13 protein-coding genes and 4 pseudogenes are annotated in these 14,459 nt (G+C 64.9%); 13 read left to right on the forward strand and 4 right to left on the reverse strand.

Annotated features, from left to right (window positions below; translation table 11 throughout):
* Positions 1-55 precede the first annotated feature (55 nt).
* The 3 genes from fliD to G4G31_RS22595 form a co-directional block, all read right to left on the reverse strand.
* Positions 56-1,408, reverse strand: coding sequence for a flagellar filament capping protein FliD (fliD, locus tag G4G31_RS22585; protein WP_182989475.1), 1,353 nt, complete (start codon positions 1,406-1,408; stop codon positions 56-58).
* A 38-nt stretch (positions 1,409-1,446) separates the two neighbouring features.
* A complete protein-coding gene (locus G4G31_RS22590) occupies positions 1,447-1,809 on the reverse strand; it encodes a flagellar protein FlaG (protein WP_229425201.1) in 363 nt (120 codons plus the stop codon).
* An 86-nt stretch (positions 1,810-1,895) separates the two neighbouring features.
* Entirely contained in the window at positions 1,896-2,717 is an 822-nt protein-coding gene (locus G4G31_RS22595) for a flagellin (protein ID WP_182989476.1), read from the reverse strand.
* Between the two features lie 373 nt (positions 2,718-3,090).
* Here G4G31_RS22595 and G4G31_RS22600 point away from each other — a divergent pair, with 373 nt between their 5' ends.
* The 11 genes and pseudogenes from G4G31_RS22600 (at position 3,091) to G4G31_RS22640 (ending at position 10,921) form a co-directional block, all read left to right on the forward strand.
* On the forward strand, positions 3,091-5,271 hold the full coding sequence (locus G4G31_RS22600) for a tetratricopeptide repeat protein (RefSeq protein WP_182989477.1): 2,181 nt from the start codon (positions 3,091-3,093) through the stop codon (positions 5,269-5,271).
* Between the two features lie 137 nt (positions 5,272-5,408).
* Positions 5,409-5,810: pseudogene (locus tag G4G31_RS29545) on the forward strand (GAF domain-containing protein); the annotation flags it as partial.
* A 238-nt stretch (positions 5,811-6,048) separates the two neighbouring features.
* Positions 6,049-6,687 carry a GGDEF domain-containing protein gene (locus G4G31_RS29550; protein WP_374011332.1) on the forward strand — a complete coding sequence of 213 codons (639 nt, stop codon included), beginning with the start codon at positions 6,049-6,051 and terminating at the stop codon, positions 6,685-6,687.
* Positions 6,576-7,466: pseudogene (locus tag G4G31_RS29555) on the forward strand (EAL domain-containing protein); the annotation flags it as partial. The gene G4G31_RS29550 and the pseudogene G4G31_RS29555, both read left to right, overlap by 112 nt.
* A complete protein-coding gene (locus G4G31_RS22610) occupies positions 7,466-7,660 on the forward strand; it encodes a hypothetical protein (protein WP_182989479.1) in 195 nt (64 codons plus the stop codon). The pseudogene G4G31_RS29555 and the gene G4G31_RS22610, both read left to right, overlap by 1 nt.
* A 290-nt stretch (positions 7,661-7,950) precedes the next feature.
* Positions 7,951-8,394, forward strand: a complete 444-nt coding sequence (fliS, locus tag G4G31_RS22615; protein WP_182989480.1) for a flagellar export chaperone FliS — start codon at positions 7,951-7,953, stop codon at positions 8,392-8,394.
* Positions 8,391-8,723, forward strand: a complete 333-nt coding sequence (locus G4G31_RS22620) for a flagellar protein FliT (protein WP_308601039.1) — start codon at positions 8,391-8,393, stop codon at positions 8,721-8,723. The genes fliS and G4G31_RS22620 overlap by 4 nt, the downstream gene beginning before the upstream one ends.
* Positions 8,724-8,736: 13 nt before the next feature.
* Positions 8,737-9,321, forward strand: coding sequence for a hypothetical protein (locus tag G4G31_RS22625; protein WP_182989481.1), 585 nt, complete (start codon positions 8,737-8,739; stop codon positions 9,319-9,321).
* A gap of 187 nt (positions 9,322-9,508) precedes the next feature.
* Positions 9,509-9,730: pseudogene (locus tag G4G31_RS27185) on the forward strand (flagellar hook-length control protein FliK); the annotation flags it as partial.
* Positions 9,731-9,828: 98 nt separating this feature from the next.
* Positions 9,829-10,185: pseudogene (locus G4G31_RS22635) on the forward strand (EscU/YscU/HrcU family type III secretion system export apparatus switch protein); the annotation flags it as partial.
* On the forward strand, positions 10,169-10,921 hold the full coding sequence (locus G4G31_RS22640) for a flagellar brake protein (RefSeq protein WP_182989484.1): 753 nt from the start codon (positions 10,169-10,171) through the stop codon (positions 10,919-10,921). The pseudogene G4G31_RS22635 and the gene G4G31_RS22640, both read left to right, overlap by 17 nt.
* Positions 10,922-11,164: 243 nt before the next feature.
* Here G4G31_RS22640 and fliE read toward each other — a convergent pair whose 3' ends face one another.
* Entirely contained in the window at positions 11,165-11,551 is a 387-nt protein-coding gene (gene fliE / locus G4G31_RS22645; RefSeq protein WP_182989485.1) for a flagellar hook-basal body complex protein FliE, read from the reverse strand.
* A gap of 206 nt (positions 11,552-11,757) precedes the next feature.
* Here fliE and fliF point away from each other — a divergent pair, with 206 nt between their 5' ends.
* Entirely contained in the window at positions 11,758-13,449 is a 1,692-nt protein-coding gene (gene fliF / locus G4G31_RS22650) for a flagellar basal-body MS-ring/collar protein FliF (RefSeq protein ID WP_182989486.1), read from the forward strand.
* The gene (gene fliG, locus G4G31_RS22655) at positions 13,446-14,450 is read left to right on the forward strand and encodes a flagellar motor switch protein FliG (RefSeq protein WP_182991890.1); all 1,005 of its coding nucleotides are present in this window, start codon (positions 13,446-13,448) and stop codon (positions 14,448-14,450) included. The genes fliF and fliG overlap by 4 nt, the downstream gene beginning before the upstream one ends.
* Positions 14,451-14,459 lie beyond the last annotated feature (9 nt).

Genomic DNA, 14,459 nt, shown 5'->3' on the forward strand with positions numbered 1-14,459 from the left:
AAGCGCGGGCATTTTTTTGTCCTGCCGTTTCTGCGCAGCCGCAGCCGCGCACCGGTCAATAACCGGAATTGGCCGCCAGCGCCGCCAGCTGCTGGGTCAGGTAGCTGTTCATGTTCTGCATGTTCGTCATCATCGTGTCGAGCGAGGTGAACTGGGCGCGGTAGCGCTTTTCGGTCTGTGCCAGTTGCAGTTCCATCCGGTCGGCGCTCTTGTTGATGCTCTCGATGCTGGCGTTCAGGCCGTCGGTGCGGTTCTTGAACAGGCCTTTCGAGCCCAGCATGTCCTCGGTGACCTTGCTCAGGCGCGTGGCCACGCCGTCGGTGCCCGAGAACAGGGTCGAGACGCCGGTGAAATTGGTCTCCAGGGCAGCTTTCAGCTTGTCCGGCTTTTCCATTTTCAGGGTGCCGTCGCGCTGGAAGGCGATGCCGATGTCGGACAGGGTCGCCAGGCCGCCGGCGCCGCTCGCGCCCTTGCCGAGCTCGGCACGGATATTGGTGAGGATGGAACGCGCGCCGGCGTCGCCATTGAGCACGGCCCCGGTCTTGGTGGTGGCGTTGTAGGCCGTCTGCTTGTTCACCGCCGTGGCCAGGGTGTTGTAGGCATCGACGAAAGCGTTGATGTCCTTGGTGACATTGGTGGTGTCTTTTGCCAGGCTGATCTTTACCGGGCTGCCGACATTGGTCTGCGCCAGGTTCAGGGTCACGCCCTTGATCGCGTCGGTGACGGTGTTCGAAGCCTTCGAGACGGAGACGCTGTCGATCGTCATTTCCGCGTTCTGCGCCTTCTGCGACAGCGTCATGCTGCCGGCGGTGGTATCGAAGGCGGCCAGGCTGCCGCTGGCCTTGATGGTGACGCCGTTGTCCTTGCCGGTGTTGTTGCCGGTAATGACGAGGCGGTCGCTGGTGCCGTCGTTGAGGATGGTCGCGGTGACGCCGGCATTGGCCTTGTTGATGGCGGAAGACAGGCTGGCCAGGTTACCGTCGGCCAGGTCCAGCTTGGTGGTCTTGCCGCCAATGCTGATTTCCATCGCGCTGCCGGCGGCGGTGAAGGTGGTGTTGGCGGCCACGCCGCTCGACACCAGCTTGTCGCTTTGCGCCAGCTTGCTTACTTCGATGGCATAGCTGCCGGCGCTGGCGCCGCTGCCCTTGGCCACGCTCACGCCCACGGTCTCGCTCTTGCTCGAGGTGGCGGTCAGGGCCGCCAGGGCGTCGCCCGAGACGTTCTTGACGGCGGTCTGGAAGGCCGACACGGCACTTTTCAGCGTACCGAAAGCGGACAGCTTGGAACTGAAGCTGGCCTGTTTCGACTGCATGTTCGCCAGCGGCTGGCGCTCGACACCCATCAGGGACGAGACGAGACTGTCCACCGGCAGTCCGGACAACATACCTGCACCACTAATCGTCGCCATGTGTTTCTCCCATCGGATTGGTCAGGGCGCGCCGCGCCTTACGCCTTGTCGCGCAACATTACGCCTTGCATTTGCTCGATCGAGCGCCACAGCTTCAAGGCCTCGATCGTCGGGATCTGGCGCAGCACCTTGTCGGTCTGGGTGTCGACCACCTTGACCACGGTGCGGCCCGTGTCTTCGTCGATCGAGAAGCGCACGCCTTGCGACGCGGCCTGGGCTACCTTGTTGAGGTCGGCAACAGCATTGCCCAGCTCGATATGTTCGGCTTTCTTGCCGGCCTGGACCGGCATGCCGGGTGCGACCGCCGCCGGCGCGCCCGCTTTCGCCGCGCCATCGACAAGCGGCCGTGCGCTGTTGCCAGCGACGGCCGAAGGGTTTCCAGCATTTACAGGTTGCAGCATCGGAACACCTCGTTATGAATGACTATGCGGGGCCGTGCCCCGCATAGTCATCGTTCGAACCGGAACCGGTCGATTATACCGATCGATTAGCCGCGCAGCAGGGACATCACGCTGTTCGGTGCCGAGTTGGCCTGGGCCAGCATCGCGGTACCGGCCTGCTGCAGGATCTGCGCACGGCTCAGCTTGCTGGTTTCCGAAGCGTAGTCGGTGTCGGTGATGCGGCTCTTTGCTGCCGACTGGTTCTCGACCGAGGTAGCCAGGTTGCTGATGGCGTAGCCCATGCGGTTCTGCGCGGTACCCAGCGAAGCGCGCTCGGTGTTCAGGGCCTTCAGGGCGCCGTCGATGGCGCTGATGGCGGCCGATGCGCTGGTCACGTCGCTGACGGCGACAGCCGTCGATTGCAGGCCGGCGTAGGCGGTGTTGGCGCCGAAGCTGACGGTGATCTTCTGGCCCGAGTCGGCGCCGACCTGGATGTCCTTCGACACGGCGGTCGCGGTCAGCAGGGCATTACCGTTGAACTTGGTGTCCGAAGCGATACGGCCGATTTCGGTGTTCAGTGCCTTGATTTCGGTGTCGATGTTCGACCATTCTTCGGTGCCGTTCGTGGCGTTCGCGCCCTGGACAGCCAGTTCACGCATACGCTGCAGTGCGTCCGAGATGTTCGACAGTGCGCCGTCGGCGGTCTGCATCATCGAGATGCCGTCGTTGGCGTTACGGGAAGCTTGCGACATGCCGCGGATCTGGGAATCCATCTTCGTGGCGATCGACATGCCGGCAGCGTCGTCCTTGGCGCTGTTGACGCGCAGGCCCGACGACAGGCGTTGCATCGAGGTGGACAGTTCGTTGGACGACTTGTTGATGTTGCGTTGTGCGTTCAGCGAGGACAGGTTGGTATTGATCGTCGACATGGTCATTCTCCAGTGGGCAGTTCGGTGTTAGTGCTGCTATCAGGGTTTGGTTGATTTCTTGCGTCGCGTTTTTCGTTTCCCGCTCGCTTGTATTCTTTAACGGAACCCCTTGCAAAACCTTGAGGAATTTCTTCAAAAAATTTTTTGTGAGCAATTTTGCATCGGAACCGCGACTGCTGACTTCTCTGATGCAACAGGCCTGTTCACGGCAGCGCCAGAGAAATATTTAGCGGCAATTTCCCCTTTTGTTCTTCCCTTGCCCCTTGGCACTGTCGAACTACACTGTGGCCTACCCTGCGGATACTGCCGCATCGAACCCGTACGCACGCCGAGCTCCTGTCGGAGGGGCGTACCCAGCGAAAGCCCGTCTTATATGAAGAAGAAGCAAACTCCGGCAGACCGCCTGTTCGCCGCCGGCCTCGCCGCGCACCAGAAGGGGCAGCTTGACGCCGCCTTTGCCCAGTACGAAGCCGCGCTGGCGCGCGATGGGCGCCATTTCGACACGCTGCACCACATCGGCATCCTCGGTTACCAGAGCGGCAACCACGAACTGGCCCTGCAATTCATGGGCGAGGCGATCAGCGTGAATCCGAACGTCTCTTCCGTGTATAGCAACCTCGGCAATATCTTCAAGGCGATCGGCGAGCACGCCTCCGCCCTGCAGAGCTATACCCAGGCGCTGGCGCTATCGCCGGGCAATGTCGATGCACTATATAACCGCGGTAATGTATTGCAGCAGTTGAAGCGCTACGAGGAGGCGCTGGCGAGTTACCGCCGTGCGCTCGAACTGGCACCGCGCGATGTCGCTGTCTGGAACAACTGCGCCTCGGTACTGCTGGAACTGAAGCGGCACGAGGAAGCCCTGGCCGCCTGCGAGCGCGCGCTGGCGCTCGACCCAAGCCATGCCGAAGCCCTCAACAACCGCGGCAACATCCTGCTGGACGAAGGCCGCCATGAGGAGGCGCTGGACGCCTATGCACTGGCACGCACGCGGCACCCGGACTATCCCGACGCCGGCATCAATTACGCCAAGGCCTTGCGCACGCTGGGCCGCTTCGACGAGGCACTGGACACCTACGACACCCTGCTGGAACGCTTCCCGCAGGCGGCCGAAGGCTGGCACGGCCGCGCCAACGTGCTGCGCCACCTGCGCCGCCGCGGGGAAGCACTGGAGAACTACCAGCGCGCGGTGGAGCTCGATGCCGGCTCGGCCGTGTTCCGCGTCAGCCTCGGCTACCTGCTGATCGAACTGGGCAAGATGGACAGCGCCCTGAAAAGCCTCGACATCGCCATCGCACTCGACAGCACGCTCACGTCGGCCTACAACGGCCGCGGCATCGCGCTGCAGCGCCTGCGCCGCCTCGAGGAAGCCATGGCCTCCTTCGACGCATCCCTCGCCATCGACCCGGAATACACCGATGGCCTGCTCAACCGCGCGAACATCCTGCAGGACATGGGCCGCAGCGAAGAGGCCCTGGCCGCCTACGACCTCGTGCTGGCACTGAAGGGCGACAGCGCCGCCGCCTGGAACAACCGCGGCAACGCCTACGAGGCACTGCGCCGCTACGAGGATGCCCTCGGCTGCTTCGACAAGGCCATCGCCATCCATCCCGGCTACGCGCCGCCGCACTGGAACCGCGCGCTGTTGAACCTGCAATACGGGAACCTGCTCGACGGCTGGCGCGGCTACGAGTGGCGCTGGAATAACGAAGTGCTGAGCTGCTATGCCGAAAAGCGCGACTTCACCGCGCCTGACTGGAGCGGCCAGGAATCGCTGGCCGGCAAGACCATCCTGCTGTGGGCCGAACAGGGCCTGGGCGACACGCTGCAGTTCTGCCGCTACGCCGCCATGGTCAAGGCGCGCGGCGCGCATGTCGTGCTGGAAGTGCAGAAGCCGCTGCGCGGCCTGCTGGCGGGCCTCCCCGGCGTCGACCAGGTCATCGCCAAGGGCGACGCGCTGCCCGCTTTCGACTATCACAGCTCGCTGATGTCGCTGCCGCTCGCCTTTGGCACCGAGCTCGCTTCGATCCCGGCGATGCGCCGCTACCTGCAGGCCGAGCCTGCGCGCCTGGCCGAGTGGGAAGCACGCCCGGGCCCGCGCACGCGGCCGCGCGTCGGCCTGGTCTGGAGCGGCAACGCCCAGCACGCCAACGACCACAACCGCAGTATCCCGTTTGCACTGCTGGCGCGTCTGCTGGAGCTCGACTGCCAGTTCGTCTCGCTGCAGAAGGAATACCGCGACGCCGACCGCGACGCCCTCGACGCCTCGCCGGTAGTGCGCATGGACGCGCACCTGAACGACTTTTCCGACACCGCCGCCCTGTGCGAACTGATGGACGTGGTCATCGCGGTCGACACCAGCGTGGCCCACCTGGCCGGCGCCGGCGGCAAGCCCTTGTGGGTGATGCTGCCGCAGGTGGCCGACTGGCGCTGGCTGACCGTGCGCACGGACTCGCCGTGGTACCCGGACGCGCGCCTGTTCCGCCAGGACAAGCCGGGCGATTGGGCCGGCGTGATCGACGCCGTGAAGGACGCGCTGGCAACCCAGGCCTAGTCCCGGCACCGCCCGGGCGCACGGGCACGCGATTTTACAATTGTGCGCCATTTGCAAAATCCGCCCGCTTCTGGCGTAATGCAAAGTAATTCACGATCACAGCCGTATCGGCGATGCGGCTGGCCCTTGCGCCCATGATGACACCTCAGATCCCGGTAGACGAAGCGTCGCGGCTGGCCGCGCTGCATGCGACCAGCCTGTTCGGTACCGGGCCGGAGGAAGCCTTCGACCGCATCACCCGCCTGACCGCCAAGCTGCTCGATGTGCCGACCGCGCTGATTTCGCTGGTCGGCAGCGACACCCAGTGGTTCAAGTCGCGCTGCGGCTTTGCCGCCCAGTACACCTCGCGCGACGTCTCGTTCTGCGGCCACGCCATCCTCACCGACCAGCCTTTGGTGGTGCCGGACGCCAGCCGCGACCCGCGTTTTGCCGACAACCCGATCGTGCTCGGCGAGCCCCACGTGCGCTTTTATGCGGGCGTGCAGCTGTATTCGGTGGAGCGGGCCAAGCTGGGCACCCTGTGCATCCTCGACACGAAGCCGCGCGAGATCGGCGAGGCCGAGCTGGAGGAAATGCACGAGCTGGCGCGCATGGTCGAGGAACTGATCTACCACCGCCAGTTGGCGCGGGCCGCGCAGCAGCTGCACGAACAGTTGCAATCCCGCGGCTCGGGCACCCAGCTGGCAGCGGCGGCTGGCCAGGTCGAATTCCTGCTGACCCACGATACCCTCACGGGCCTGGCCAACCGCCAGGCACTGCTGCACGCTGCGCGACCGCATGCCCGAGTGGCGCGGCACCAGCGGCACGGCCGCCCTCGCCTGCCTGAACATCGACCGCTTCAAGCGCATCAACGAGGCGCTCGGCCACCTGGCCGGCGACGCCGCGCTGGTGGCGGTGACGCGCGCGCTGGAAGCCGAACTCGCCCCCGGCGACATGCTGGCGCGCACCGGCAACGACGAATTCGCGCTCCTGATCGGGACGCCCGGCACGCCGGCAGAACTCGAAACGCGCCTGAACCGCTTGATGCACGAGGTCAACCACAGCGTGAGCTGGTCCGGCAAGGAAGTCGCCATCACCTGCAGCATCGGCTTTGCCCGCTTCCCCAGGATGGCGACGATGCCGACAGCCTGCTCGGCAATGCGGCCACCGCGATGCGCCATGCAAAAGCCTGGGCGGCGCGCGCATCGAGCATTTCTCGCCTGGCCAGCGCCACGGAACTGGGCCGGCGCATGGCGCTCGAGAGCCAGCTGCGGCGCGCGCTCGAGCGTGGCGAACTGTTCCTGCAATACCAGCCGAAGATCGACCTGCAGCGCGGCTGGCTGGCCGGCTTCGAGGCGCTGCTGCGCTGGCGCCATCCGGAATACGGCGTGGTGTCGCCAGAGGAATTCGTGCCGATCGCCGAGGAAACCGGCCTGATCGTGCCGATCGGCGAATGGATCGTCGGCACCGCCATTGCCCAGATGGTCGCCTGGCGCAATGCCGGCCTGCCCGAGGTGCCGGTGGCCGTCAACCTGTCGGCGCGCCAGTTCCTGCAGGGCGACGTGGTGGCCCCGGTGGAGGCGCTGCTGGGCACGGCCGGCCTGCGCGCGGGCCTGCTGGAGCTGGAACTGACCGAAAGCGTGTCCATGGCCGAACCCGAGCGCAGCCTGGCCATCATGCACCGCCTGCGCGCCCTCGGGGTCACGCTCAGCATCGACGACTTCGGCACCGGCTACTCGAGCTTCGGCTACCTCAAGCGCCTGCCGATCGACAAGCTCAAGATCGACAAATCGTTTGTCCACGACATGGTGCACAGCAGCGATGCGCGCGCCATCGTCGCCGCCATCGTCGCCATGGACCACAGCCTGAACCTGCGCGTGGTGGCCGAAGGGGTCGAAGTGGCGGCGCAGGCCGCAGCCCTGCGCGCCACCGGCTGCGACCCAGGCCCGGGGCTACCTGTATGCGCGCCCCTTGGGCGGGGCCGATGCCGGCCGCTATCTCGTCGACGCGCCGGCGCGTGGCGTCCTTTCCAAGCGTGCGGCGGGGGCATAAATGCGTTTTTCGGGTCTGTCCTACTAGGACAGTCCTACGACGGAAACAATTCCTCACAAATCAGCGGAACGCACGCATGGGCGCTCTGGATATCATTATGCCAACGCAGCTTGTTGCGGCCCAGGGGGCTGGAGCGCTGCGTGTGGATATCCGAGGCGTTATGATGCAACGAAGAACCGACGAGCAAACGGCCCTGACGGCTGAATATGCTCTGTACCTGGTCGATATACGCGGGGTGGATTTCGCCCTGAAGTATCTCGACACCTGCAATGTCCCCCGCTCGATCCTGGCGCGCGCGCTTGCCTCGCCCGCACTGCGGCGTCATCACGAACGCCGCCAGCAGCCGAGAAACGACTGACTGCGCAGCCGCCTCGTCCTGCGCGGCTGCGCGCCGCACCCCTCCGGCATCCTCCACACGGTCTACCCTTGCCGCCGCATTTCCTTGTCCGGATGACAAAACCGGAAAAAGCCGGGTATTCCCCACTCTCAAGTCCGGTTAGAAGCTGCCGTTAAGCCAGTAAACTACCCACGCTGAAGAATGGCACCGCGGCAGCAACGCCGCCCCGACCAGCTGCAGCACACAATTTATTGGGGGAGCGATGGCGCCAGGCGCCTGCTTCCCGGCCATGAAGTATTTGGAGGTTCACGATGTTTGGATCGATGCAGCGCGGCGTCAACGCCTATGCCAAAGTAGGACTGGAAACCTCGGTGATTTCCGCCTCGCCCCATAAACTGATCGTCATGCTGTACGACGGCGCCCTGGTCGCCGTCAAGAGCGCCGCCAACCACATGGCGGCCGGCCATATCGCCGAACGCGGCGCCGCCATCTCGAAGGCCCTGGACATCATCAACAACGGCCTGCGCGCCAGCCTCGACAAGAAGGCCGGCGGCGACATCGCCCGCAACCTCGACGCGCTCTACGTCTACATGACCGAACGCCTGCTGATGGCCAACCTGCAGAACAAGGCTGCGCTGCTCGACGAAGTGCAGACCCTGCTGACCGACCTGCGCGACGCCTGGACCCAGATCGGTGAAAAGCCGGCCGCGCCCGCGGATGCCATGTCGCAGTATCCCGTGATGGCGAGCGCATGATGATGACCGGCCAGGAAGTACTGTCCGAATACGCCGCCGTGGCCGACCTGACCGGGCAGATGCTTGCCGCCGCCGAAGCCGGCGACTGGGACCACCTGGTGGTCCTCGAGCAGGAGTGCACGCTGCACGTGAACGTGCTCAAGCGCGAGGAAGCGGCCGTCCAGCTGAACCCGTCGAACCTGTGCATCAAGATCGACTGCATCAAGCGCATCCTCGCCGACGACCGCCGCATCCGCGACCTGACCATGCCGTGGATGGCCCACCTGTCCGCCCTGATCAACAACTCCGGTACCCAGCGCCGCCTGAACAACGCCTACGGCAGCGTCTGAGCGACCAAGCTTCATGGTCGAGCGCCTTTCCAGCCCCGCCGTCGGCGCTCCGCTGCCGGCCCAGCCGGTGGCGCCGGCCGAACGCCTGGGCGATCCTCGCCTCGAACAATTCCAGCGCAGCCTCGCGACCATGCTCGGCAGCCGGCTGCCGGTCACGGTGCTGGGGCGCATGAACGACGGCAGTTTCATGACCCGCGTGCTCGACGCGCCGGTGCGCATGATGCTGCCGCCCGGCACCCAGTCCGGCGCCCAACTCACGATGACCGTCCTGGCGGCCTCGCCCCAGCCGACCTTCGGCCTGGGCGAAGCCAGCCTGCAGGGCACGCTGCTGCCTTTGAACGCGAATGCGGCCTCGCTGGCGGCCAGTGTCGCCGCGGCCAGTGTGCCCTTCGCCCGGATGGGCGGCCAGCCGCAGACAGCCGAGCTCAGTCCCGCCGCGCGCCTGCTGGCGCAGGTACTGCAAGGCACCGGCAAGGAGGGTACTCCTGCCCTGCAAAGGTGCGGCGCCGCTGCTGCCGGCAACATCGAACGCGCCAGACCCGGCGCAGCTGGCAAAGCAGCTGCAGCACACCGTCGCCGCCAGCGGCCTGTTCTATGAATCGCACCTGGCCGAATGGGCCGAAGGCAAGCGTCCCCTGTCTGAACTGATAAGCGAACCCCAGGCGCAGCGCGCGCCGGGCACGTCGGCGCTTGACCCGGCCAGCGCCCGCCTGATCAACCAGCAACTCCATACCCATGAACATGGCCAGCTCGCCTGGCAGGGCCAGCTCGGCCCGGGCCAGGCCATGCGCTGGGAGATCCGGCGCGAGGATGGCGAGGCCGAGCCCGGCGAGCGCGGCCAGGAGAACGACGGCCCGGGCTGGCACAGCGGCCTGCGCCTGCGCTTTGCCGCGCTGGGCGAAGTGGAAGCGGCCGTCACGCTGCGTGCGGGCCGGTTGCGCATCGAACTGCAGGCGGCGCCCGCAGCCGGGGCGCTTCTGCGCCAGGCCGCGCCGCGCCTGCAGGACGCGCTGGCAGCCGCCGGCAGCGAGCTGGCGGCGCTGCGTATCGAGGACCGTCGGCAGGAACCGGGACGACGCATGAACGAGTCCCTCCCCAGCGCCAGCAGCGCGCCGTCGCCCTCGCCTACGCCGCCGGATCGAACGCGCCGACCGTGGTTGCCAAGGGCCGCGGCCTGGTGGCCGAGCAGATCATCGAACGGGCCCAGGAAGCCGGCGTCTTCGTCCACGAATCTAAGGAGCTCGTATCGTTGCTGATGGACGTCGATCTCGACGGCCAGATCCCACCGGGCCTGTACCGCGCGATTGCGGAACTGTTAGCCTGGCTATATCATATTGAGTCAGCGCAACAATCTGGCCAACCCCTCCTGGCGCCTCCCGACAGCGCGCTCCACATCGACCACCCTGGCTCACCAGCAGCCTTACCTGCACTATCGGCGGAACAAGATGCAAGCACTACATGACGCGGAACTGGAAAACTGGCACGACTTCGAAGTGGGGTCGCGCCGCGAGATCGTCGTACTGCTGCGCCAGATCGGCGAACACAAGCAGTTGATTCGCATGAAGATCAAGGGCGAGGGCGACGTCTGCGTCACTTCGGTCCTCGACGTCGATGACGACGAGGGCAGGTTTGTTCTCGACCGCTCGATCGATCCGGACCAGAACCGCCGCATCCTGGCCGCAAGCGGCCTGACCTGCGAAACCTATCTCGACAAGATCCGCATCCTGTTTTCCATTGACAAGGTACAGGAAGTCGAATACGAGGGCGGCCCGGCTCTGGTGGCCGACATTCCTGCGACGCTGTTTCGCCTGCAGCGGCGCGAGTTCTACCGCATGGCCACGCCATTGACGACCCCGGTCCCGGCCCTGCTGCCGATGCCGCTCGAACTCGGTGGCGGCAACGCCACCTTTCCGCTGGCCGACATCAGCTGCGGCGGCGTCGCCCTGCTCGACAACCGCATGGTCCTGAATTCGACGATGGGCCAGACCTTCACAGGCTGCCGCATCGAGCTGCCGGAGATCGGCACCGTTACTACTTCGCTGCAGGTGCGCAACGCGCTGGACGTCACCATGCTCAACAACAAGACCAGCCGCCGGATCGGCTGCATGTTCGTCGATATTTCGCGGGCGAACGCGGCGGCTGTGCAGCGCTATATCACCAAGCTCGAGCGCGAACGGAATGCTCGGCTGCGGGGGTAGGTTTTGTAGTTCGTAGGGGCCGTTGAGGCCAGTGGCCTTGACGGCGGTTTCACCGGGCACTCGTGCCCACGCGGTCGTACGGTTGTGCACCACCGGTATCGCTCGGAGCGACTGAGCCAATGACCAGGCGACGTACCGCGTGGGCACGAGTGCCCACCCTACAATGCATCGCCGCCAACAATGAAAACGGGCCGCGTTCCTAATGGAATCGCGGCCCGTTTTCATTACGACAGTGCTGCAGGATCACACCTGCATATTCATGATCTCGTGATACGCCGACACCAGCTTGTTGCGCACCTGCACAGTGGCCTGGAAGGCAATGCTCGACTTCTGCATGGCGATCATCGTGTCCGACAGGCTGACGCTGTCGTCGCCCATGGCGAAGCGCTGGCCAAGCTCTTCGGCCTTGTTCTGCGATTCGCTCACCTTCTCGAGCGAAGTCTTGAGCGCATCGGAAAAGCTGACCTTCGAAGCGCCTTCGTTGACGCCCACGCCAGGCGCGGCGCCAGGCCCGCCGAGGCCGCCTAAAGCGCCTGCGCCCAGCGAAGGCGCGGCCGGCCTGGTTGCCGCCGCTTTCAGCTGCGCCATCATCGATTCGATCCGGCTGCTGTCGATTCCGCCTACGTTCATGGGTTCTCCTGTTATGCCTTGCTGGTCCGTACCGCTGTACGGGACCGGTTTCAGGCTGTCAGATTACCAGTGTCGCGGCAACATTTTGCGTCGAGCAGGAGGGGAAACCACCCCCTGTTCCCCCATTTGAATGTTGCCCTGGAGCTCCATAATTCTGCCTTGACTCGCCCCATTCCGAACTGAATTCACTCCTCCTGGACAACAACATGGCCGCAACCGCCGACGAACTGCTCGACATTCCTGCTGCTCCGCAACCGTTCTTCAAGACCACCATGGGCCGTAACGTGCTCATCGGCGGTGGCGTGGCGGCCGTGCTGGCGATCGTCGCTGCTATCTGGCTGTGGAGCAGCACCCCCGACTACCGCGTCCTCTACGCCAACTACAGCGACAAGGACGGCGGCGCGATTACCGCGGCACTCGACCAGATGGGAGTCAAGTACAAGTTTTCCGAAGGCGGCACCGCGATCCTGGTCCCAAGCGAGCAGGTGCCGGACCTGCGCCTGAAGCTGGCCTCGCAGGGCTTGCCGAAAGGCGGCAATGTCGGCTTCGAGCTGATGGAAAACCAGAAGCTGGGCGTGTCGCAATTCCTGGAACAGGTCAATTACCAGCGTTCGCTCGAAGGCGAACTGGCCCGTTCGATCCAGTCGCTCGGTTCCGTCGCCGGCGCGCGCGTGCACCTGGCGCTGCCGAAACCGTCCGTGTTCGTGCGCGACCAGCAAAAGCCGACCGCTTCCGTGCTGCTGAACCTGCAGTCGGGCCGCGCCCTCGATCCGGGCCAGGTCAGCGCCATCGTCCACCTGGTGGCCTCGAGCATCCCTGAACTCACCATCGGCAACGTCACCGTCGTCGACCAGAACGGCAACCTGCTGTCGGAACAGCCGAAGCAGAATGGCCTCAACAAGCAGCTCGATGCCACCCAGCTCAAATATGTCGAGCAGGTCCAGCAGAACATCATCAAGCAGGTCGAGTCCCTGATCACGCCGATCGTCGGCAAGGGCAACGTGCGCGCCGAAGCCACCGCCGAGATCGACTTCGCGCAAGTGGACACCGCCGCCGAGATGTACAAGCCGAATTCGGCACCGGAGCCGCAGGCCATCCGCAGCCAGCAGAGCTCGGAGCAAACGGGCGCCACCACCGGTGCGCCGAGCGGCGTGCCGGGCGCCTTGTCGAACCAGCCGCCGGGCGTGGCAGTCGCTCCCTTGGATGGCGGCGCGCCGGGTGCCGCACCGCAGACGACGACGGGTCCCAGCCGCAAGGACGCCACCACGAATTATGAAGTCGACAAGACGATCCGCTACGAGCAGCGTCCGATGGGCGGCGTCAAGCGCCTGACGGTGGGCGTGGTGGTGAACTACCGCCGCTCGGTCGATCCGAACACCGGCAAGATCACGGTCAAGCCGCTGGCAGCCGCCGAAGTGGCCCAGATCAACGAACTGGTCAAGCAGGCGATGGGTTACTCGCAGGCACGCGGCGACACCATGAACGTGGCGAACGCACCCTTCGACGGCATCGACCGCCCGGACGAGAACGGTCCGGACTGGTACAAGGATCCATCGAACCTGCCGCTGGCCATGCAAGTAGGCAAGTACCTGCTGATCGCCCTGGCGATCGCCTTCCTGTACTACCGCATCCTGCGGCCGCTGCTGCGCCCTGTCATGCACAAGTTCGACGAGGCGACCGCGATGCCGGAAGAGGAAGAGGAAGACGAGGACGAGGACGCCGTCGTCGAGCTGGACTCGGCCGGCAGGGTGCTGGGGCCGGACGGCATGCCGGTCGAGGAAGAAGAAGCACCGCGGGAGCGCAGTTACCGCGCCAACCTGGCGATGGCAAAAGAGATGGCGAAGAATGATCCGCGCATCGTGGCAAACGTAATCAAGGCATGGGTGGGTTCGGAATGAGCGACAAGGACAAGGACGGCGTGACCAAGGCGGCAATCCTGATGCTGGCCATGGGCGAGGAAGAAGCGGCCGAGGTGATGAAATTCCTCGGCCCGCGCGAAGTGCTGAAACTGGGCGCGGCGATGGCGGCGATGAAATCGGTGCAGCACGAGCAGGTGGTCAGCGTGTTGGAAGCCTTCCGCGACGAAGCCGATGCCCATTCCACCGTCGGCCTCGATTCGGACGAATACATCCGCGAAGTGCTGACGAAAGCGCTGGGCGACGACAAGGCCGCCGTGCTGCTCAACCGCATCCTCGGCGGCAAGGACGCCTCGGGCATCGAAAGCCTGAAGTGGATGGATTCGCAATCGGTGTCGGAGCTGATCCGCAACGAACACCCGCAGATCATCGCCACCATCCTGGTCCACCTCGAACGCGACCAGGCCTGCGAGATCCTGTCGCACTTCACCGACCGCCTGCGCAACGATGTCGTGCTGCGTATCGCCACGCTCGACGGCGTGCAGCCGGCGGCCCTGCGCGAACTGAACGACGTGCTGACCAAGCTGTTGTCGGGTAACGAGCACATCAAGAAGTCCTCGCTGGGCGGCGTGCGCACCGCGGCCGAGATCCTGAACTTCATGGCTGGCGAGCAGGAAAGCTCGGTGATGGAAAACATCAAGAACTACGACAACGACATGGCGCAGAAGATCATGGACGAGATGTTCGTGTTCGACAACATCATCGACATCGACGACCGCGGCATCCAGCTGCTGCTGCGCGAAGTGCAGTCGGAAATGCTGATCATCGCCCTGAAGGGTGCCTCGCAGGACCTGCGCGAAAAGATCTTCAAGAACATGAGCCAGCGCGCCAGCGAGATGATGCGCGAAGACCTGGAGTCGAAAGGCCCGGTCCGTTTGTCGGAAGTGGAAGCGCAGCAGAAGCAGATTCTGCAAATCGTGCGCCGCTTGTCGGACGAAGGACAGATCGTATTGGGTGGCAAGGGCGAGGATTCCTTCGTCTGATCGGCTGAG

The sequence above is a fragment of the Massilia sp. Se16.2.3 genome (genome assembly GCF_014171595.1).
Classification (GTDB): domain Bacteria; phylum Pseudomonadota; class Gammaproteobacteria; order Burkholderiales; family Burkholderiaceae_D; genus Telluria.